This window comes from Paraburkholderia phytofirmans PsJN (genome assembly GCF_000020125.1).
GTDB lineage: Bacteria > Pseudomonadota > Gammaproteobacteria > Burkholderiales > Burkholderiaceae > Paraburkholderia > Paraburkholderia phytofirmans.
Genome location: NC_010681.1, coordinates 797,289 through 818,229 on the forward strand (window position 1 = coordinate 797,289; position 20,941 = coordinate 818,229).

Genomic DNA, 20,941 nt, shown 5'->3' on the forward strand with positions numbered 1-20,941 from the left:
TTCAAAGGCATGAGGCGAAAAAAAACCGCCAGGCTAGCTGGCGGTTTTTCGGGAATTCTCGGTGTCTTGCGTGCACTAACACCCCTCTCGATCCGCCAGCGGTCTGAGATGCCAGAAAAAGTAAAAATAAAACTTGGCGGACATGACGAATGAGGTCGCAGGTCAAAAAGGGTGAGTGACTTTATAACCCGCGCAGGCGGCGCTTGCAAGCTGCCGGGTGCAACAATGCGGAAATTCCGCATACTTCGCACGATGTATGCGCGAAGTATGCGTTTGCTGCAAATTCAGGCCGTGCCGCCGACCGTCATCTTCTCGATGCGCAACGTAGGTTGACCCACGCCCACCGGCACGCTTTGGCCTTCCTTGCCGCACACGCCGACGCCCGAATCGAGCTTCATATCGTTGCCGATCATGGTGACGTATTTGAGCGATTCCGGGCCGCTGCCGATCAGCGTCGCGCCCTTCACCGGGTACGTGACCTTGCCGTTTTCGATCATGTACGCCTCGGACGCCGAAAACACGAACTTGCCGTTGGTGATGTCGACCTGGCCGCCACCGAAGTTCACCGCATACAAACCGTTCTTCACGGAGGCGAGGATTTCCTGCGGGTCCTTGTCGCCATTGAGCATGTACGTGTTGGTCATGCGCGGCATCGGCAAGGCCGCGTACGACTCACGGCGCGCGTTGCCCGTGACCGGCATCTTCATCAGACGCGCGTTCAGCGTGTCCTGGATATAGCCCTTCAGAATGCCGTCTTCGATCAGCGTGGTGCACTGGGTCGGATTGCCTTCGTCGTCGATATTGAGCGAGCCGCGGCGATTCGGCAGTGTGCCGTCATCCACCACGGTGACGCCCTTGGCCGCGACCTGCTCGCCGATGCGCCCCGCGAATGCCGACGAACCCTTGCGGTTGAAGTCGCCTTCGAGCCCGTGGCCGATCGCTTCGTGCAGCAGCACGCCGGGCCAGCCCGGTCCGAGCACGACGGTCATCGCGCCGGCCGGTGCCGGGCGGGCGTCGAGGTTGACCAGCGCGGCGTGCACAGCGTCGTCGACGTAGCTGGAGAGAATCTCGTCGGTGAAATAACCGTAGTCGAAGCGGCCGCCGCCGCCGCCGCTGCCGATTTCGCGGCGGCCGTTCTGCTCGGCGATCACGGTGACGGACACACGCACCAGCGGACGAATATCGGCCGCGAAGCCGCCGTCGCTGCGCGCGACCAGCACCACGTCGTATTCACCGGCGAGGCCGGCCATGACTTGCTGGATACGCGGATCGCGGCCGCGCGCCATCTTTTCGATGCGCTCGAGCAGCTTGACCTTCGCGGTTGCGTCGAGCGAATGCAGCGGATCGGCCGGCAGGTAAAGATCGCGTCCCGCAATGCCGGTCAGCGACGACGCCACCTTGATCTTCTGCTTGCCGCCACCAGCCTTGCCGATGGCGCGCGTGGCGATGGCCGCCTGGCGGATCGCTTCGGGCGACAGGTCGTCCGAATAGGCGAAAGCCGTGCGGTCGCCCGACACGGCGCGCACGCCGACGCCCTGGTCGATGCTGAAGCTGCCCGATTTCACGATGCCTTCTTCGAGACTCCACGCTTCGCTGCGCGTGTACTGGAAGTACAGGTCGGCGTAGTCGATCTTATGCGTGAAGATTTCGGCGAGCGTGCGGGTGAGCAGGGCTTCGTCAAGACCGTAGGGCGTCAGCAGGATGTCCTTGGCGGTGGCGAGATTACGGATACCGGGTTCGATGATGTTCATGCGAAGTATGTTCTGCTCGATACGAAGGATTCGGTTAGCGCCTCTGTCACACACTATATGAGTCGGGGGCGCCGCAGTTTCAATGTCACGCGAAGGGGTTGATCAACTGAGCACGCGATGACGCCAGGCGGGCAGACTCTGTCGCACTTCGTCGATGCGGGCACGCTCGAGATTGCCGGCGACCACGCCCGCGCCTTCGTCGCGCACCGCGACGATTTCGCCCCACGGGTCGATCAGCATGCTGTGGCCCCACGTGCGGCGGCCGTTTTCATGTTTGCCGCCTTGCGCCGCGGCCAGCACGTAACACTGGTTTTCGACCGCCCGGGCGCGCAGCAGCATTTCCCAGTGCGCGCGGCCGGTCGTGTAGGTGAACGCCGACGGCACCACGACCAGCGCGCAGTCGCCCATGCGCCGGTACAGCTCCGGAAAGCGCAGATCGTAGCAGACCGACAGACCGACGCGGCCGAACGGCGCCTCGAAGGTGCGAACCTCGCCGCCGGGGCAGATGGTGCGCGCCTCGTCGAACGATTCCTCGCCCTTTTCAAAGTTGAACAGGTGGATCTTGTCGTAACGCGCGACCTCGTTGCCTTGCGGGTCGAACACCAGCGTGGTGTTCAGCACGCGCGCGGCTTCGGGCGACATCAACGGCAGCGTGCCGCCGATCACCCAGACCTGGTGGCGGCGCGCCGCGTCGGCGAGAAAGCGCTGGATCGGACCGTCCTGATAGGGTTCGCGCACGGCCAGCTTGTCCGTGTCCTTGAAGCCCATGAAGCAGAAGTATTCAGGCAACAGGACGAGTTGCGCGCCTTCGGCGGCGGCTTCGGCGATCAGGCGGCCGGCCTCGGCCAGATTGCGCTCGCGATCCGGCGTGCTCACCATTTGCAGCGCGGCGACACGGAAGGCACCTTCCAGAGAGCCGCTGGAGACGGTTGAAGAGACGTGTGTTTCGCTCATGAGCGTTTCGAAAAACTCCCGGCAAGGCGGCGGCGCGAACCGCTGGCGCCGCATACGTCGTTCAAGGCTGGCTGGAGCCGCTGGTGCGCCACGGCGCCTGTCCGGCCAGACAGGGCGCCGGATACAGGCTCAGTTCGCTTCCACGGTCGAAGCCGGAGCGTCCATCTTACCGCGATCGCTCCGCACCCGCTCAACGTGCGGTTTCGACCACGAACCGGTAATCGCATAGTCGCGCGCGAACGCGTGCGAGACCGTCTGGCTGAAGGCGACATCGGCCACCAGCGCGCCCAGTCCGAGCAGCGGATTGATAACCGCCGCGGCGATCACGCCGGCGCCGGCGCTGATGGTCGGCACGACGTGCACGCGCAGATCCTGGCTTTCCTGAGCGAGGTCGACCGAGCCCTTCATCTCGGCGCGCGCCGGCGCGGTCACCAACTCGAAGTTCTCGGTGCGGCCGATGCCGTTGTGAACCTGCGCGGTGCCGGTGACATGTTCGAACGGCAAGCCTTCGCCGATCACGTCGCGGAAGTTCAGCGTCGCGAAGCGCGCGAGGCTTTGCAGGCTGAGCACGCCCAACAGTTTGGCGACGCCCGGATCGACCTTGAGAATCTGGCCATGACGCAGATCGACGGCCAGATTGCCGTTGAAGGTCGGATAGTCGATTTTGGTCGGGCCGCCTTGCCACACCACCTTGCCCGACAGCGAGCCGGCGCCGCCCTTGAGCGTGCGCGGCTGACCGAAGCGCTCGAGCAGCGCGCCGGCGTCCTTGATGTCGAGCTTGAAATCGAACACGGTGCGGCGCGGCGTGGCTTCGTCGGCGCTATTGCCGAGTTCGGTCGAAGTGCGCCAGTTCGCGGTGGCGGTCAGCGTGGCGGCGGAGTTCGTGATGTCGAGCTTGTCGAGTTGCCAGACGGGTACGCCGTTTTCGTCGAAGTTGTGCGCGTCGACTTCGAGCCGGCCGACGTTGCGGTCGCGGAAGATCAGTTCGTTGACCACCAGATCGATAGACGGCATGTTCTGCGCCGGCGCGGACATTGCCTGGCCGATCAGATCCTTGTCGGTGGCGGACGGAATCACCACGCGGGCAAAACGCGCCTGCAGCGTGCCGGGCGATTCTTTCGTCGCGCCCGGCAGCCACGACACGTGACCCGACACCTGGTTCGACGCGATGTTTGCCTGCCAGGTGCGGTCCGTATGGGAAGCGCCGACGATCACACTGTCCCAGTGGCGCTTGAGCAGCGTCAGCGTGCCGACGTGCAGCGCGAAGCGGCTCGGCAGGAATTGTGTGACGGTCGGATTCGGCGTGACCGGCGTCGCCGCGGCGGGGGCGGGCGCTTCTTTACTGCGCATCTGCGTGATCAGCGCGCGCCACGCGTCCGCGTCGAATGTGTCGAGGTCGACGGCGGCGATTACGCCTTCGGACGGCAGGTCGGCCGGCTTGTTCACGCCGACCGCGCCGCGCACGACCGTCGGCGCCGTTTGCGGCTGATAGCGCAGCAGATAGGTGGCGGCGATCGGGCCGAAGGTGAGCTCGGCGCGCTGCAATCCAGCCTCGCCCGGCGCGGCGGCGGGGCTGACGGCGAAACGCAGCGGCATCGGCGTGCCGACCGGCTTGTTGAACGGTGCGGGGAAGTCGAGCGCGAGGCCGGTCAGGTCGGAGTTCGCTTTCACTTCGGGCAACCGTCCCTTGGCGCCGCGCACGTTGAGCGCGTAGGGCGCGCTGCCGCTCATGCGCGTCAGCACCTGGGCGGCCGGGCCATGCAGATTGAGATCGCGCGCCGCGTCGACAGCGATATGGCCGCCGAGGTCGAGCGCATACGTGCCGTCCTGCTTCAAGCCGCCGTTCGCATGCACGTCGCCGCCGAGGAACTGCCCGGAGAGCCGGTCCACCTGCGCCGTGTGCTCGGTGAAATGCACCTTGCCCTTGAGTTGCGACAACGGAGGCACGTTGTCGACGCTCAAGCGGTTGTTCTGGAAGCCGAGCGCGCCTTCCACGGCGATGTGCGGCTTCGGCGTGCGCGGCACCGTGAGTTGCAGCGCGAGCGACGCGGGCCCTTCGGCGCGCACCTTCTCGGTTTCATGCTTGGCCATGATGCCGAGCGAACTGGCGTTCACGTAGTCGAGCATGTCGGCGAGCGGGCCGTGGCCATCGCCCTTGATGACGAGGCTCGACGCCTTGGTGCCGAGATCGTCGATCCGGCCGCTGACGCCCATCAGCGCGACCTGCTTGTAATGCGCGCGGTCGACGTCGAAGCGCAGCACGTTCTGCTTGAGCTCAAACACGCCGTCGATGCCGTCGAGCGCCGGCCACACGTTCGGCGTGCCATTCCTCATGTTGCGTGGCGGGAAGGGCGTCGGATCGAACTTGCCGCCCTTGAACGGCGCAACGATATGGAACTGCCCGGCTGCCGGATCGCGCGAGTAGGGGAACTTGGTCAGATCGCCGTGAATTTCGATAGTGGCGCCGTGCGACATGCCGGCCTGCAAGCCGTGGCCGAGATAGATGCGCAGCTTTTCGCTGATGCTGGTCGGCAGATAACGGACGATGCGCGTCACCTGCGCGCGCTGGAAGTCGGCTTTCAGGTCGAGCGAGCCGCGTCCGTGGCCCGGGTTGCTGTAGTCGGCGGAGGCGGTGGCTGCGACGTCGGCGTTCGAGACGCGGAAATCGGCCAGCTTCACGGTGAAGGCAGGGCGGTTTTCGCCCGGCTTCTTCGGGGTGATGGTCCAGTCGGCGCGGCCATGCAGATAGTCGAGCTTCAGCCGCGGATCGTCGAACACGCCCGGCAGGGTGATGGCGACATTGGAGGTGTCGAGCAGCGCGGTGCCGCGGGTCTCGTCGGCATCTACATTGCCCCACAGATTCTCGATGCCGGGAATGCCCGCACGCGGGTGGTTCAGCGGCGTGAGCCCCGGCGGCGGTTCCTGAGCGGCGACGCTGATGCCCTGCAGATCGCCCTTGAAACGATAATGTTCGATCGGTTCGGCGCCGCTCGGGTAACGGTCGCTGCCTGCTTCGCCGGACGCCGGCTTGCCGCGCTCGACTTCGATCACATAGTTGGCGACCAGGCCGCGCGGATTGAAACGCACGAGATTGTTCAGCAGGCGTCGCGGCAGCGGCAACGCGCGGCTGAATTCGGCGAGGATGCCCAGGTCGACCCGATCGCCGCTCACGCTGAAGAGTTGTCCGTGTTGCTGCGAGGCGGTCCGGTAGCGGCCATCGAGCGTGGTGAGCGCGAGCGTGCGGGTGAGCGGCGTGCCGTCGTCGAGCGGCGGCTGGCCGAGTTCGGCGTGCAGGTTGGTCAGTTGCAGTTTGTAGTCGCCCTCGGCGGCTTCGAGGCGCCATGAAAAATTGGCGACTGGCACGAGCAGCTTCGGCTGGGTCGGACGTACCCGCAGGGCGACATCGGTGCCGGCCAATTGGCCGCCTGCCGACTTCATGCGGCCCTCGGCGAAGTCGATCCAGATGGCGTTGTCGATACGGCCGGCAAACGTCTCGATCGGGAAATTGACGTAGCGCGCGAGCGTCGGCAGATCGACGGGGCCGGTCGAGACGTAGACCTGGCCGGTCCAGTTGATCGGCTTGCCGATCGCGGAGAGCGGCGCGTGTTTGAAGTGCGTGCGGAAATCGAGCGGGCCGTGCAGGACCTGGCCGTCGGCGGGCGCCTGCAGCGCGAGGCGGTGATCGTAGCCGTCGTTGAGGATCGCGATACGAATATCGCGTAGCGCCAGCTCCGGCGCGTCATGCTGCGCATCGCGCCAGCGCAGTGCGCCGCCGCGCACCACGATCGCCTGCTGGCGCAGCAGCCAGGTGGACAACGTGTCGTTGCCGCTGTGACGGGTCGGCACCGGCACGCCCGCCACCGAGAGCACGCCGTCGCTGCTGCGCGACACCAGCACGTCCGGCTGATCGACGATCAAACTGGAGAGCGCGGGACGAAACTGCCAGAGCGAGCGCCACGAGAGCGTGGCGGTGGCGTGCGGGATCGTCAGCGCGGCTTTGCCGTCGTGATCGCGAATTATCAGGTTGGTGACGTCGAGGCCCGGCTGGAAGCTGCTCCAGTGCGGCGCGAGCTTGCCGATGGTGAACTGCGCGTGCAGCTTTTCCGAAATGGCCGCTTCGATGCGCGGCCGGAACGAGTCCACGCGCGGCAGCACCACGTAGCGCAAGCCGAGAAACAGACCCATCGCAATGAAGTACAGGACGAGCGCGAGCGCGAGAACCACGTGCAGGATCCGACGCAGCACGATGTGGTCGCTTCCGCTCACAGGCCGGACCTGCACAGTTTCGCGCGGATCGGCGGATTCGTTTCGCTCGGACATGCTGCGGCGGGTGGGCGTATGGTAGTTTTGCGAATTAACGACGAAATGTAACACACGGGAAAGCGTAGGCGGACCTCCTGCAAACCCTGTCTGCATGCCGCCTCGCGACCTGCGGGAGGTGGCCTTACCCCTGTGCTACTGCGAACTGAACCACGCTGATCAAGCAACGAGCGAGCCAGACCCTTGATGACTGACGCCACTCTCCTGAGTTCCAACTATTCACACTACGCGGCGCGCGCTGCGGCCGCCCGTCCGCAACTCGTGGCGCGGGTGGCGGCGCTCGCGTCCGGGCCGCTGACGCGCGAGCGTATCGACGCCCGTTTCGACGCCTTGTGCGCAGAAGCGGCCGGCGCGACGGACGCGCCATTGAACGAAGATGCACTCAAACGGGCCTTGCGCCAATTGCGCACCGAGGTCTTTTGCGCCGTGATGGAGCGTGATCTGGCGGGCGAGGCGGACGTTGCCGAAGTCACCGGCGCGATGACCGACCTGGCGGAGACGACGATCCAGCGCGCGCTCGCCGTCCTGTCAGCGGAACTCGAAACGCTATACGGCGAGCCGCGCGGGCCGCAAGGCGAACGGCTCTCGCTCGGCGTGGTGGGCATGGGCAAGCTCGGCGGGCGCGAGCTGAACGTGTCGTCCGACATCGACTTGATCTTCATTTATGAAGAGGACGGCGAGACCTCGGGCGGCCAGCGTTCGCCGATCGCCACGCAGGAATTTTTCACGCGCCTCGGCAAGCGCCTGATCGGCGCGCTCGCCGAAGTGACCGGCGACGGCTACGTGTTCCGGGTCGACATGCGGCTGCGGCCGAACGGCGACTCAGGGCCGCTCGTGTGCAGTCTCGGCATGCTGGAAGAATATTTCTACGTGCAAGGCCGCGAATGGGAGCGCTATGCGTGGATCAAGGGGCGCCTCGTGTCCGAAGGTGCGAGCGATGCGGCGCAGCGGCTGCAGAAGCAACTCGATGCGATCGTCACGCCGTTCGTCTATCGCCGCTACCTCGACTTCGGCGTGATCAGTGCGATTCGCGCGCTGCATCTGCAGATTCGCCAGGAGGCGCAACGGCGCGCGTCGATGCGGCCCGACAAGGCCGACGACATCAAGCTCGGGCGGGGCGGCATCCGCGAAATCGAATTTAGCGCGCAGGTGTTCCAGTTGATCCGCGGCGGCCAGGACGCGGGCTTCCGCGTGCGGCCGACACTTGCGGTGCTGCGTCATGCGGCCACGCATGGGCTGCTCGACACGTCGGTTTGCGTGAAGCTCTCGCAGGCTTATCGCTTCCTGCGCGAACTCGAGCATCGGCTGCAATACCGTAACGATGCGCAGACCCATGCGATGCCGGTCGATCCGGAGGACCGTTCGGCGCTTGCCCACGCAATGGGCTGCGACGACTATGCCGCGCTGATGACCAAGCTCGATGCCCATCGCGAATTCGTCGAACAGCAGTTCGACCAGATTTTCGCTGACAAAGTAAACGGCCGCGACGGCTGTGGCGCACCCGAAGACGGCGCCGCCGCATGGGTCTGGAGCAGCGCGCTCGCCGACGACAGCGCCGACGAAGCCTTACAGTCGCGCCTCGTCGAACTCGGCGTGGCCGAGCCGGGCGAACTGGTCGCGCGGCTGCGCGCGATCTGGCAGTCGTCGCGTTATGCGGGGTTGGCCGAGCGCAGCCGGCAACGTTTCGACATCGTCGCGCAACGAGCGCTGGAAGCCGCCCGCACGCTGGAACCTGCGGAGCGCCGCGGCGATACGGTCGCGCGCTTCTTCGACCTGCTCGAAGCGGTGAGCCGGCGCGGTGCCTATCTGGCGCTGCTGACCGAATATCCGCAAGCGCTGCATCGTGTGCTGTCAGTGCTCGGCGGTTCGCGTTGGGCGGCGGGCTATCTGATCCGCCATCCGCAATTGCTTGATGAATTGCTGGACGATGAAGCGATCAATAGTCCGTTCGACTGGCCCGAGTTCAAGCGCACGCTGCGCCTGCGTCTGGCCGCGGCGGACGGCGTCGAGCAGCAAATGGATCTGCTGCGCCACGCCCATCAGGCCGAGGTGTTTCGCATTCTGCTGATCGATCTGGCCGGCAAGCTGAGCGTCGAGCATGTGAGCGACCGGTTGTCAGAACTGGCTGACGCCGTGCTCGACGTCACGCTCCAGGCTGTCTGGAATCAGTTGCCGAAACGCCATCGCGACGTGCCGCGTTTCGCGGTGATTGCGTACGGCAAGCTGGGCGGCAAGGAACTGGGTTACGCATCCGACCTCGACCTGATCTTCCTCTACGACGACCCCGACGATGCCGCAGCCGACGTCTACGCCACTTACACCCGCCGCCTGATCACCTGGCTGACGACCGCAACCGGCGCCGGCACCCTGTTCGACGTCGACTTGCGTCTGCGGCCGAACGGCGAATCGGGCCTGCTCGTCACCGATCTGGACGCGTTCCGCCGTTACCAGCTGCGCGAGGGCGACGCGGCCAATACGGCATGGGTCTGGGAGCACCAGGCATTGAGCCGCGCGCGTTACTGCGCGGGCGACGCCGAGATCGGCGCGAAGTTCGAGGCCATCCGCGAACAGGTGCTGACCACGCCACGCGAAGCGGCGCCGCTCATGAAGGAGATCGTCGAGATGCGCGCGCGCGTCGAAGCCGGGCATCCGAACCATACGGCGCTGTTCGACCTGAAGCACGATAGCGGCGGGATGGTGGATATCGAATTCACCGTGCAGTACTGGGTGTTGTTGCACGCGGCGAGCGATCCCGAACTGATCCGCAATACCGGCAACATCGCGTTACTGCGGGAAGTGTCGCGCTTCGGCTTGATGAGCGAGGCGGAAGCGGAGACGGTGGGCGCGGCGTATCGCACGTACCGTAAGTTGCAGCACCAGTTGCGGCTGGATGGGATGGAGAAGGCGCGAGTCGAGCCGGCGCTGGTGGCTAAGGAGCGGGAAGCGGTGCTGGCGCTGTGGAAGCGGGTGTTTGGGTGAGGGTTGGCCGGGAGTTCGCGGTTTGTGCGAGCGGGATTGTGCAGCTTGGTGCCTTGAAAGGGGGCGTGAGCGAATTCGTGGCGTTCGCTCTCCGAAACGGCATGAAGGGTGGTGAGGCCAAGCGAGGTGAGGTGCGGCGAAGCAAGACGTCAGGTCGGCTCGCCTACGATCTTTCGCCGCCGCGGGCATTGTGCCTGCGAGCCGCACGGGTGCTGGTTTTTCCGCGACCAACCGGGCGGCTAACTTTTCCGCGCCAGACGCAGATGGCGAAGGCGCCCCTAGCCAACAACTACGCCGCCAGCATTTCCTTCGCGTGTTTCCGCGTGGTCGGGGTGATCTCCAACCCGCCGAGCATCCGCGCGACTTCTTCGACGCGGCTCGCCTTGTCGAGTGAAGTCACGCTGCTGACCGTGCCGCCTTTGCCGTTGCCCGCTTTCGCCACCTGGAAGTGATGATCGCCGCGCGCGGCGACTTGCGGCAAATGCGTTACGCACAGCACCTGGCGTTGCTGGCCAAGCTGATGCAAAAGCCGCCCGACCACTTCGGCGACGCCCCCGCCAATGCCCGTGTCCACTTCGTCGAAGATCAGCGTGGGTGTCGGGCTGGCGGCGCTGGCAATGACCGCGAGCGCGAGGCTGATCCGCGCCAGTTCCCCGCCCGAGGCAACCTTCGCGAGCGGCCGCAGCGGCACGCCGGCATGACCGGCGACGCGGAACTCGACCTGTTCGAGCCCATGCGCGCCGCCTTCGGGCAGCGGCACCAGCGCGACTTCGAAGCTGCCGCCTTTCATCGACAGTTCCTGCATGCCGGTGGTGACCGCCGCGCCCAGCGCCTTGCCGGCCTTGGCGCGCGCCTTCGAGAGTTTCTTCGCTTCGGTCAGGAAAGCTTCCTTGGCCTTGGCTTCAGCGGCGTGCAGGCTGTCGAGGTCGGCGGCCGCGTCGAGCGCGGCGAGTTGCGCGCGACGCGCCTCATGTTCCTCAGGCAACGTCTGAGGCTGCAGACGAAACTTGCGTGCGGCTGAATGCAGTGCGTCGAGGCGTTTTTCGACCTGGGCGAGCCGGTCCGGATCGAGTTCGAGCTTTTGCGCGTAGTGGCTCAGCGAATAAGCCGCTTCCTGCAACTGGATTTCGGCGGGCTCCAGCGCGGCCAGCACGTCGTTCAAAGCCGGGTCGATTTCCGCCAGGTCGCGCACCTTCGAGACGATCGAGGACAGATGCGTGATCATGGCCTCGTCCGATTCGGACAGTGCGCCGAGCGCGCCCTGCACGCCGTCGATCAGATTGGCCGAATGCGACAGCCGCCGATGCTCGGCGTTGACCTCTTCCCACTCGCCCGGTTGCGGCGCGAGCTTGTCCAGTTCAGTGAGTTGCCAGGCGAGACGCTCGCGTTCGAGTTGCAGTTCACGGTCACGCGTTTGCGCATGCTCGACCGCCTGAACCTTCTCGCGCCACGCGCGCCACGCCCGCGTGACGCTTGCCGCGGTGTCCGACAGGCCCGCGTGGGTGTCGAACAGTTCGCGTTGCGCGTCGGGACGCATCAGCAATTGGTGCGCGTGCTGGCCATGAATGTCCACCAGCATTTCGCCGACCTCGCGCAACTGCGCGAGCGTCGCCGCGGTGCCGTTGATAAAGGCGCGCGAGCGGCCGTTGGCATCTACCACGCGCCGCAGCATCACCGTGTTGCCGTGATGGCCGTCCTCGCCGGTCGTGCCGAGCGCCTGCTCGTCGAGCCATTGCTCGACCTGCGCATGGGTCTCGAACTCAGCGGTGAGGTCCGCGCGGCTTTCGCCAGTGCGCACGACGTTCGCATCGGCGCGGGCGCCGAGCGCGAGCGCCAGCGCGTCGATCAAAATCGATTTGCCGGCGCCGGTTTCGCCGGAGAAAACAGTAAAGCCGCTGTCGAATTCGAGGTCGAGCGCGGCGACGATGACGAAGTCGCGTATCGAGAGGTGGCGAAGCATGGAGGTCGTCTGGTGAGCTTGATGTTCGGGTTTCGGCAGCGGCGGCGTTCGCGTTCCGGTGTGCTCGCCGCTCAGGGCTTGGAGTCTTCTTCGTGCGACGGGTATTCGTTCCAGTGCAGTTTCTTGCGCAGCGTGGTGAAGAAACTGTAGCCGACCGGATGCAGCATCGGCACCGTATGACGCGAGCGGCGCACTTCGATCGTGTCGCCCAGTTCGAGCGAGGTGAACGACTGCATGTCGAAATTGACGTTCACTTCGCGCCCCGAAACGATCTGGATGCTCACCTTCGAGTCGTCCGGCAGCACGATTGGCCGGTTCGAGAGCGCGTGCGGCGCGATCGGTACCAGCACGATACCCTGCAACTGCGGATGCAGAATCGGCCCCTGCGACGACAGCGCGTAGGCAGTCGAGCCGGTGGGCGTGGCCACGATCAGACCGTCCGAGCGCTGGTTGTACATGAAGCGGCCGTCCACCGAGACATGCAGCTCCGCCATACCCGAGAAGCCGCTGCGGTTGACCACCACGTCGTTGAAGGCCAATGCGTGATAGATCGGATTGCCACCGCGCATGATGCGCGCTTCGAGCAGTACGCGTTCCTCGCGTTCGAAATTGCCGGACAGCATTTGCGGCACGATCTCGCGCATGTCGGAGATCGGAATGTCGGTGATGAAGCCGAGCCGCCCGTGGTTGATGCCGATCAACGGCGTGCGGTACGGCGCGAGCTGACGGCCGATACCGAGCATGGTGCCGTCGCCGCCCAGCACGACCGCAACGTCGGCGCGCGCGCCGATCTCGGCGGGACGCAGCGCCGGGTAGTCGGTGACGCCGATCTCGGCGGCGGTGTCGGCTTCGAATACGACCTCGAAGCCGCGCTTCGCGATGCACGAGGCGAGCGCGGTCAACGGCTCGGCGATGCCCGGCGTATTGTTGCGCCCGACGAGCGCGACGGTCTTGAACTGGCTGGTCACTTGCATGCCGGCATTACACCATAGGTAGGGCCTGAAAAGAACCGCAGACAGACCCGGTAGCGGGCCGGCGCGCGCGGGCCGTCAGCGCATCTCGCGATTATCGTTAGAATGGTGAAGCCTTGATGACATGTGCGCCGTGTAAAGTGCGGCCGGGCGCCGGCAGCCGGGCCGCCCAGAAGGTGGCTCGCAAGGTGGTTTGCACAGCGCCGGGTGGAACGCCGGCTTACGGGCCGGATCGAAGGCAGTGCGCCGCCCTTGCAAACGGCGGCGCGTTCGTCAGGGATGGGTGCCCCTAGCGCTCGCGGTAGTCGTGCCATTGAGCTAAAATTTTCCCTCATGCTAGATCCTCGCGCACAAACCCTCCTCAAAACGCTGATCGAGCGCTACATCGCCGAAGGTCAGCCGGTCGGCTCGCGCACGTTGTCGCGCTATTCGGGCCTCGAACTGAGTCCGGCCACGATCCGCAACGTGATGTCTGACCTCGAGGACCTCGGGCTCGTGATCAGTCCGCATACTTCCGCGGGCCGCATTCCCACACCACGCGGTTACCGCCTTTTCGTGGACACCATGCTCACAGTGGAGTCCGCCGCGGACGAAGAAGCCGTGACGCGTACCGTCAAGACTACGCTGCAGGCAGGCGAACCGCAGAAAATCGTTGCGGCGGCGGCCAGTGTGCTGTCCAACCTGTCGCAATTCGCCGGTGTGGTGCTCACACCGCGGCGCAGCCACGTGTTCAAGCAGATCGAGTTCATGCGTCTGTCGGACAAGCGCATTCTGCTGATTATCGTGACGCCGGAAGGCGACGTGCAGAACCGCATCATGGCGACCCAGCGCGACTTCTCGCCCTCGCAACTGGTCGAGGCGTCCAATTACATCAACGCGCACTTCGCGGGCCTGTCGTTCGACGACGTGCGGCGCCGCCTGCGCGAAGAAATCGACGCACTGCGCGGCGACATGACCACGCTGATGCACGCCGCCGTCACGGCCAGCACGGACGAATCCGACACGGGCGAAACCGTGCTGATTTCCGGCGAGCGCAATCTGCTCGAAGTGGCCGACCTTTCGTCGGACATGGCGCGCTTGCGCAAGCTGTTCGATGTGTTCGATCAAAAGACCAGTCTCCTTCAGTTGCTCGACGTGTCGAGTCACGCGGCGGGCGTGCAGATTTTCATCGGCGGCGAGTCGAATCTCGTACCGATCGAGGAAATGAGCGTGGTGACCGCGCCGTACGAGGTGAACGGCAAGATCGTCGGCACGCTCGGCGTGATCGGGCCGACCCGCATGGCCTACAACCGCGTGATCCCGATTGTGGATATCACCGCGCGCCTGCTTTCGCTGACACTCAGCCAGCAGTAGGCGGCTTCGACTCCCGGCTGCGGTAGCGCTTGGCTCCTGCTCCTGCCGCAAATGATGCGTGACGGCGCGCGGCTTGCCAATTGGCCGAATGGCCAGGGGTGTGCGGCGGACCGGTGCATGAAGCGCGCCGCTATAATGAATCCCACCTCAACCGACTCTCCGCCAACACCGGTACTTTGCTGCCTATGCGCTTCGACCTCGAGCGGCCCTCACAGAACGCCAGTTCACACCGTGTCGCCGTGCTGCTGATCAATCTCGGCACGCCCGACGCGCCGACGCCGCGCGCGGTCCGCCGCTATCTCGCGCAATTTCTATCCGATCCGCGCGTGGTCGAAATTCCGGCGCTGCTCTGGCAGATCATTTTGCGTCTGCTGATTTTGCCGTTTCGGGGCGTCGCCTCCGCCAAGAAGTACGCCGCGGTATGGATGCCCGAAGGCTCACCGCTGCGCGTCAATACGGAGAAGCAGGTGGAAGGCCTGCGCCATCTGTTGCAATTGAACGACTACACGGTGCTGGTCGATTACGCGATGCGTTACGGCACGCCGGGCATCCCGGCCATGCTGAATCAGCTCAAGCTGGCGGGCGCCGAGCGCGTGCTGTTGATGCCCATGTATCCGCAGTACTCGTCGTCGACCACCGCCACCGCGTTCGACGACGCCTTTTCGGCACTCAAGCGCATGCGCAATCAGCCGGAAATCCGCACAGTGCGCCAGTACGCGGACCATCCGGCCTACATTGCGGCGCTTGCGGCGCAGGTGCATAACTATTGGCATCAGCACGGCCGGCCGGATTTCGCCGCGGGCGACAAGCTGGTGCTGAGTTTCCACGGAGTGCCCAAGCGCACGCTGGATCTCGGCGACCCGTACCACGAGCAATGCCAGCAAACCGGCGCGCTGCTGATGCAGGCGCTCGAGCTGACGCAGGTGGAATGCCGCATCACGTTCCAGTCGCGCTTTGGCAAAGCCGAATGGCTGCAGCCGTACACGGCGCCCACGTTGAAGGAACTGGGCGCGGCGGGCGTACGGCGCGCCGACGTGTTCTGTCCGGGCTTTACGGCCGACTGCCTTGAAACCATTGAGGAAATCGGCATGGAAGTGCGCGACGAATTCCTCCATGCGGGCGGCAAGGATTTTCATCGGATTCCCTGCCTGAATGCCTCGCAGGCGTGGATTGCCGCGCTGGGCGAAATCGTTGCGCAGAACCTGCAGGGCTGGCCGGTGCAGGCGTTGCCGGTGCCGCATACGACAGGAGCTTGACCAGGCTCATGAACAACAGGATTGCAACCGACGCGGGCGCGAAGCTGCGCATCGACAAATGGCTCTGGGCGGCGCGCTTCTTCAAGACGCGCTCGCTCGCGGCGGACGCCGTCGAAAAAGGGCATGTGCGGATTGGCGGCGCCAGCGTCAAGCCGGCTAAAGACGTGCGGGTCGGCGACCTGGTCGAGATCGAGATCGAGCGGATCGTATGGCAGGTGCAGGTGCTGGGCGTGTGCGACGTGCGCGGCCCGGCGAGCGTCGCGCAAACGCTTTATGCGGAAACCGAAGAGAGCAGGGTAAAGCGGCAGGTCGAACAGGAGCGGCGCAAGACGTATCGCGAACCGGCGGCCGCATTGCACGGCCGGCCGACCAAACGCGACAGGCGCACTATCGACAAACTTTCAGGTGGGGGTTGAACAGCTGTTCCATGGTCGCGTGCACACCGCCGTATTCGGTAGTGTGGTCGTTGACAGCCCCGGACATGCAGATGGTCGTGGTGCCCGCAATCAGAACCAATGCGACCACCGAGATTGCAAAGGTCAGTTTCACGGTACTCCCCTCGGGAAGGTTCAGAATAAAGACGGGCGAATCGGGTGGGAACTGCAATATATCGGAAAGGTTTACGTCAGATTAGGGTTAACGTGTCTTTTCCGATGCTTAAGTGGAGCATAGGCCACTTGTCAGCGGCACTCAATCTCAATTTGATTGCGCAGCAATAATGGTTGTAACCAGGCATTTCCGCAGCACGTCCGCGGTGCGAAAAGTTCCGGGAGAACCGCTTGAAATGGTTGCTCCCGGCCTCATCTGCCGTTTTGATTCACGGTGACTCGCGAAGTTGTCTGTCGCGATTTTGCAACGCACAAACCGCGCCAGGTTTGATGTGCTGCCAGCACCGTTGGCTTTTACCTCGCTTTCACCTATTTAACGACTTTCAGCGACATGGAAAACACGCAAGAGAACCCGACGAGCCAGAATCCCACGCCCGCCGACGAAACCGCGCGCCAGGCCGCCGAGGCCGCAGCACCTCAGCAGGAAGCGGCAGCCAACGCCGCAACCGACTCGCCGGTCAACGCGGAGCAGTCGGCCCTGGCCGAAGCCGAAGCGAAGATCGCCGAATTGCAGGAGAGCTTCCTGCGCGCCAAGGCTGAGACCGAAAACGTCCGCCGCCGCGCTCAGGAAGATGTCGCCAAGGCGCACAAGTTTGCAATCGAGAGCTTCGCCGAGCATTTGCTGCCGGTGATCGACAGTCTCGAGGCCGCGGTCGCCCACTCGTCCGACGATCTGCAGAAGGTGCGCGAAGGCGTCGAACTCACGCTGCGTCAGCTCACCGGCGCGCTGGAAAAGGGCCGCGTCGTCGCCCTGAATCCGGTTGGCGAGAAGTTCGATCCGCACCGTCATCAGGCCATTTCCATGGTGCCGGCCGAGCAGGAGCCGAACACCGTGGTAGCCGTGCTGCAAAAGGGCTTCGTGATCGCCGATCGCGTGCTGCGTCCGGCACTCGTGACCGTCGCCGCGCCGAAGTAAGTGCAGAAGATTCGGTAAGCCGCTTCGTCCGGCAGGCAATGCGCCACGGCAGACACCTCCCGTCGACGCCACCGCGCTCGCCCCAACGGTTTCACAGCAGCGCTGACTGGCATCGCGAACCGGGTTGGTGCTTCATAGCGCGCGGCGTACCTATATGGTTTTCTTCTACCGGGGCAAGCGACCCGGTTGGCAAGGCCTTGAGCAGTTCGGAGCTGTGGCCGCGGTCAGGGAAAAAGATTCCGGCCGACATGCGGGCAAAATACCCGGCGCCAAAAAAAAAGCGGCGCTCAGGCCGATGGAACAGATTCGGGCAAAAGTTCGCCCGATTGAAAAAAATTAAAGACCGCATCGTAAAAGAGGTCTTGAAAACGATGCGGACGCACTTATGTTGAGTGCAGGTAGGAATTGAGAGCGGATCGCCTTACCGCCGGCAGGGCAAACAAGGCGCTTCCCGCAGCGATCAAAGTTAGGAGAATAGGAAAAATGGGCAAAATCATCGGTATCGACCTGGGCACGACCAACTCGTGCGTGGCGATCATGGAAGGCAATTCGGTCAAGGTGATCGAGAACTCGGAAGGCGCGCGTACCACGCCGTCGATCATCGCTTACATGGAAGACGGCGAGATTCTCGTCGGCGCACCTGCGAAGCGTCAGTCGGTCACGAACCCGAAGAACACGCTGTACGCGGTCAAGCGCCTGATCGGCCGCCGCTTTGAAGAAAAAGAAGTTCAGAAAGACATCGCGCTGATGCCGTACAAGATCATGAAAGCCGATAACGGCGACGCATGGATCGAAGTGCGCGATCAGAAGCTCGCGCCGCCGCAAATCTCGGCGGAAACGCTGCGCAAGATGAAGAAAACCGCTGAAGACTATCTCGGCGAGCCGGTCACCGAAGCCGTGATCACGGTTCCCGCGTACTTCAACGACAGCCAGCGTCAGGCCACCAAAGATGCAGGTCGCATCGCGGGTCTGGAAGTGAAGCGGATCATCAACGAACCGACCGCAGCCGCTCTGGCTTTCGGTCTGGACAAGGCCGAAAAGGGCGACCGCAAGATCGCGGTGTATGACCTGGGCGGCGGTACGTTCGACGTGTCGATCATCGAAATCGCTGACGTCGACGGTGAAATGCAGTTTGAAGTGCTCTCCACGAACGGCGATACGTTCCTGGGCGGTGAAGACTTCGACCAGCGCATCATCGATTACATCATTGCCGAGTTCAAGAAGGAGCAAGGCGTCGATCTGTCGAAAGACGTGCTCGCGCTGCAACGCCTGAAGGAATCGGCTGAAAAGGCGAAGATCGAACTGTCGTCGAGCCAGCAAACCGAAATCAACCTGCCGTACATCACGGCCGACGCGTCGGGTCCGAAGCACTTGGACCTGAAAATTACGCGCGCCAAGCTGGAAGCGCTGGTTGAAGAGCTGATCGAACGCACGATCGAACCGTGCCGCGTGGCGATCAAGGACGCAGGCGTGAAGGTCGGCGAAATCGACGACGTGATTCTGGTCGGCGGTATGACCCGCATGCCGAAGGTGCAGGAAAAGGTCAAGGAGTTCTTCGGCAAGGATCCGCGCCGTGACGTGAACCCGGACGAAGCCGTGGCCGTTGGCGCCGCGATTCAAGGCCAGGTTCTGTCGGGCGACCGTAAAGACGTTCTGCTGCTCGACGTGACCCCGCTGTCGCTCGGCATCGAAACGCTCGGCGGCGTGATGACGAAGATGATCAACAAGAACACCACGATCCCGACCAAGCACGCACAGGTCTACTCGACGGCTGATGACAATCAGGGCGCCGTGACGATCAAGGTGTTCCAGGGCGAACGCGAAATGGCAGCCGGCAACAAGCTGCTGGGCGAGTTCAATCTGGAAGGCATTCCGCCGGCGCCGCGCGGCACGCCGCAGATCGAGGTGAGCTTCGACATCGACGCGAACGGCATTCTGCACGTCGGCGCGAAAGACAAGGCGACCGGCAAGGAAAACCGCATCACGATCAAGGCGAACTCGGGTCTGTCCGAAGCCGAAATCGAGAAGATGGTGAAGGACGCCGAAGCGAACGCTGAAGAAGATCACAAGCTGCGTGAACTGGCCGATGCTCGCAACCAGGGCGACGCGCTGGTCCACAGCACGAAGAAGGCGCTCACCGAATACGGCGACAAGCTGGAAGCTGCCGAGAAGGAAAAGATCGAAGCCGCGCTGAAGGACCTCGAAGAAACGCTGAAGAGCGGTTCGGCGGACAAGGCTGCGATCGAAGCCAAGATCGAAGTGGTGGCCACCGCCTCGCAGAAGATGGGCGAGAAGATGTACGCCGACATGCAGGCTGCGCAAGGTGCTGAAGCTGCGGCAGCTGGCGCGGCGGGCGCGGGTGCAACGGCGGGTGGCGCGAGCCAGCAGCAGGACGACGTGGTCGACGCCGAGTTCAAGGAAGTCAAGAAAGACTAAAGCCAGGTCGCGTTTCGACCGTAAAGCCGCACACAGCTCTGTGTGCGGCCCGGCTGCACCAGAGACTGCGCCCGCATTGCAGGACAAACGGGACAGCAAACGTGCAAGAGCGGTTATCTCGCCTGGCGAGCCTTTTAGGCTCTCCGGGCACATTTGTTTTATGGAGGGCGTTGTTTTGAGCCGCATTCAGGCGGCATGAAACAGCGGCCGGACGAGTCGTGAGACTCCAGCATTCAAGAGGAGCCACCGGGCGCATTGCGCGAGTGGCGTTGAACCGATATGGCGAAACGGGATTACTACGAGGTTCTGGGCGTCGCAAAGAACGCGAGCGACGACGAAATCAAGAAGGCTTATCGCAAGCTGGCGATGAAGCACCACCCCGACCGCAATCCGGGCAACAAGGATGCGGAAGGGCATTTCAAAGAGGTGAAAGAAGCCTATGAAATGCTCTCGGACTCGCAAAAGCGTGCCGCGTACGATCAGTACGGCCACGCGGGCGTCGATCCGAACATGGGCGGGGCCGGGGCACAAGGCTTCGGCGGCTTTGCCGACGCATTCGGCGATATTTTCGGCGACATCTTCGGCCAGGCGGCCGGTGGCGCCGCACGCGGCGGCGGCCGCGCGGGTCCGCAGGTGTATCGCGGCGCCGACTTGCGCTATAGCATGGAAATCACGCTGGAACAGGCCGCGCACGGCTACGACACGCAGATTCGCGTGCCGAGCTGGGTGTCGTGTGAAATCTGCCACGGCTCGGGTGCCAAGCCCGGCACGAAGCCGGAAACCTGCCCCACCTGTAGCGGTTCGGGTTCGGTGCGGATGTCGCAAGGCTTTTTCAGCATTCAGCAGACCTGCCCGAAGTGCCACGGCACCGGCACCTATATTCCTGAACCGTGCGGCCACTGCCACGGCGCGGGCAAGGTGAAGGAAACCAAGACGCTGGAAGTGAAGATCCCGGCAGGTATCGACGACGGCATGCGGATCCGCTCCGCCGGCAACGGCGAGCCGGGTATCAACGGTGGCCCGTCGGGCGATCTGTACGTCGAGATTCACATCAAGCAGCACTCGGTGTTCGAACGCGACGGCGACGATCTGCATTGCCAGATGCCGATTCCGTTCACCACTGCGGCACTCGGCGGCGAAATCGAAGTGCCGACACTCGCGGGCCGCGCCAGCTTCACCGTGCCGGAAGGCACGCAGTCGGGCAAGACGTTCCGTCTGCGTGGCAAGGGCATCAAGGGGCTGCGTTCGAGCATTGCCGGTGATCTGTACGTGCACGTGCAAGTCGAAACGCCGGTCAAACTCACCGAGCCGCAACGCGATCTGCTCAAGCAGTTCGAAAAGGCGTTGGTTGAAGGCGGTTCGCGGCATAGCCCGCAAAGCAAGAGCTGGTTCGACCGGGTGAAGAGCTTCTTCGATTAATGGCGGTTTGAAGTTGGC

General features: G+C 64.0%; 13 protein-coding genes. 8 read left to right on the plus strand and 5 right to left on the minus strand.

The genetic code is table 11. The annotated features are described in order from the left end of the window. Positions 1 to 284 precede the first annotated feature (284 nt). From tldD to BPHYT_RS03550, 3 genes are all read right to left on the minus strand, one after another. Positions 285 to 1,751: a metalloprotease TldD gene (tldD, locus tag BPHYT_RS03540; protein WP_012431786.1), complete on the minus strand. Its 1,467-nt coding sequence runs from the start codon at positions 1,749 to 1,751 to the stop codon at positions 285 to 287. A gap of 102 nt (positions 1,752 to 1,853) precedes the next feature. Continuing rightward, entirely contained in the window at positions 1,854 to 2,705 is an 852-nt protein-coding gene (locus BPHYT_RS03545) for a carbon-nitrogen hydrolase family protein (RefSeq protein WP_012431787.1), read from the minus strand. A gap of 129 nt (positions 2,706 to 2,834) precedes the next feature. Beyond that, positions 2,835 to 7,025, minus strand: coding sequence for a YhdP family protein (locus BPHYT_RS03550; RefSeq protein ID WP_041758245.1), 4,191 nt, complete (start codon positions 7,023 to 7,025; stop codon positions 2,835 to 2,837). Positions 7,026 to 7,211: 186 nt separating this feature from the next. Here BPHYT_RS03550 and glnE point away from each other — a divergent pair, with 186 nt between their 5' ends. Further along, complete coding sequence (gene glnE, locus BPHYT_RS03555) at positions 7,212 to 10,004, plus strand: bifunctional [glutamate--ammonia ligase]-adenylyl-L-tyrosine phosphorylase/[glutamate--ammonia-ligase] adenylyltransferase (protein WP_012431789.1); 2,793 nt, start codon at positions 7,212 to 7,214, stop codon at positions 10,002 to 10,004. A gap of 289 nt (positions 10,005 to 10,293) precedes the next feature. On the opposite strand, the gene recN is transcribed toward glnE, so the two are convergent. Both recN and BPHYT_RS03565 read right to left on the minus strand, forming a co-directional pair. Beyond that, positions 10,294 to 11,964, minus strand: coding sequence for a DNA repair protein RecN (gene recN / locus BPHYT_RS03560; protein ID WP_012431790.1), 1,671 nt, complete (start codon positions 11,962 to 11,964; stop codon positions 10,294 to 10,296). Between the two features lie 71 nt (positions 11,965 to 12,035). Further along, positions 12,036 to 12,938: an NAD kinase gene (locus BPHYT_RS03565; RefSeq protein ID WP_012431791.1), complete on the minus strand. Its 903-nt coding sequence runs from the start codon at positions 12,936 to 12,938 to the stop codon at positions 12,036 to 12,038. A gap of 330 nt (positions 12,939 to 13,268) precedes the next feature. On the opposite strand from BPHYT_RS03565, the gene hrcA reads away from it, so the two are divergent. The 7 genes from hrcA (at position 13,269) to dnaJ (ending at position 20,923) form a co-directional block, all read left to right on the plus strand. Beyond that, positions 13,269 to 14,288: a heat-inducible transcriptional repressor HrcA gene (hrcA, locus tag BPHYT_RS03570; protein WP_012431792.1), complete on the plus strand. Its 1,020-nt coding sequence runs from the start codon at positions 13,269 to 13,271 to the stop codon at positions 14,286 to 14,288. A 185-nt stretch (positions 14,289 to 14,473) separates the two neighbouring features. Next, positions 14,474 to 15,544, plus strand: a complete 1,071-nt coding sequence (gene hemH / locus BPHYT_RS03575; RefSeq protein WP_012431793.1) for a ferrochelatase — start codon at positions 14,474 to 14,476, stop codon at positions 15,542 to 15,544. A gap of 8 nt (positions 15,545 to 15,552) precedes the next feature. After that, a complete protein-coding gene (locus BPHYT_RS03580; RefSeq protein ID WP_012431794.1) occupies positions 15,553 to 15,960 on the plus strand; it encodes an RNA-binding S4 domain-containing protein in 408 nt (135 codons plus the stop codon). Positions 15,961 to 16,483: 523 nt separating this feature from the next. Next, on the plus strand, positions 16,484 to 17,068 hold the full coding sequence (grpE, locus tag BPHYT_RS03585; RefSeq protein ID WP_012431796.1) for a nucleotide exchange factor GrpE: 585 nt from the start codon (positions 16,484 to 16,486) through the stop codon (positions 17,066 to 17,068). A 154-nt stretch (positions 17,069 to 17,222) separates the two neighbouring features. After that, positions 17,223 to 17,408, plus strand: coding sequence for a hypothetical protein (locus BPHYT_RS38075; protein ID WP_148225059.1), 186 nt, complete (start codon positions 17,223 to 17,225; stop codon positions 17,406 to 17,408). A gap of 143 nt (positions 17,409 to 17,551) precedes the next feature. Then, positions 17,552 to 19,504 (plus strand): molecular chaperone DnaK, encoded by a 1,953-nt coding sequence (gene dnaK / locus BPHYT_RS03590; protein ID WP_012431797.1) that lies wholly within the window; start codon positions 17,552 to 17,554, stop codon positions 19,502 to 19,504. A gap of 279 nt (positions 19,505 to 19,783) precedes the next feature. Next, complete coding sequence (gene dnaJ, locus BPHYT_RS03595; RefSeq protein ID WP_012431798.1) at positions 19,784 to 20,923, plus strand: molecular chaperone DnaJ; 1,140 nt, start codon at positions 19,784 to 19,786, stop codon at positions 20,921 to 20,923. Positions 20,924 to 20,941 lie beyond the last annotated feature (18 nt).

What these genes read in the sequence shown, in the direction of transcription:
- tldD (WP_012431786.1), bottom strand. Translation starts at nt 1,751, where the DNA reads ATGAACATCATCGAACCCGGTATCCGTAATCTCGCCACCGCCAAGGAC.
- BPHYT_RS03545 (WP_012431787.1), bottom strand. Translation starts at nt 2,705, where the DNA reads ATGAGCGAAACACACGTCTCTTCAACCGTCTCCAGCGGCTCTCTGGAA.
- BPHYT_RS03550 (WP_041758245.1), bottom strand. Translation starts at nt 7,025, where the DNA reads ATGTCCGAGCGAAACGAATCCGCCGATCCGCGCGAAACTGTGCAGGTC.
- glnE (WP_012431789.1), top strand. Translation starts at nt 7,212, where the DNA reads ATGACTGACGCCACTCTCCTGAGTTCCAACTATTCACACTACGCGGCG.
- recN (WP_012431790.1), bottom strand. Translation starts at nt 11,964, where the DNA reads ATGCTTCGCCACCTCTCGATACGCGACTTCGTCATCGTCGCCGCGCTC.
- BPHYT_RS03565 (WP_012431791.1), bottom strand. Translation starts at nt 12,938, where the DNA reads ATGCAAGTGACCAGCCAGTTCAAGACCGTCGCGCTCGTCGGGCGCAAC.
- hrcA (WP_012431792.1), top strand. Translation starts at nt 13,269, where the DNA reads ATGCTAGATCCTCGCGCACAAACCCTCCTCAAAACGCTGATCGAGCGC.
- hemH (WP_012431793.1), top strand. Translation starts at nt 14,474, where the DNA reads ATGCGCTTCGACCTCGAGCGGCCCTCACAGAACGCCAGTTCACACCGT.
- BPHYT_RS03580 (WP_012431794.1), top strand. Translation starts at nt 15,553, where the DNA reads ATGAACAACAGGATTGCAACCGACGCGGGCGCGAAGCTGCGCATCGAC.
- grpE (WP_012431796.1), top strand. Translation starts at nt 16,484, where the DNA reads ATGGAAAACACGCAAGAGAACCCGACGAGCCAGAATCCCACGCCCGCC.
- BPHYT_RS38075 (WP_148225059.1), top strand. Translation starts at nt 17,223, where the DNA reads ATGGTTTTCTTCTACCGGGGCAAGCGACCCGGTTGGCAAGGCCTTGAG.
- dnaK (WP_012431797.1), top strand. Translation starts at nt 17,552, where the DNA reads ATGGGCAAAATCATCGGTATCGACCTGGGCACGACCAACTCGTGCGTG.
- dnaJ (WP_012431798.1), top strand. Translation starts at nt 19,784, where the DNA reads ATGGCGAAACGGGATTACTACGAGGTTCTGGGCGTCGCAAAGAACGCG.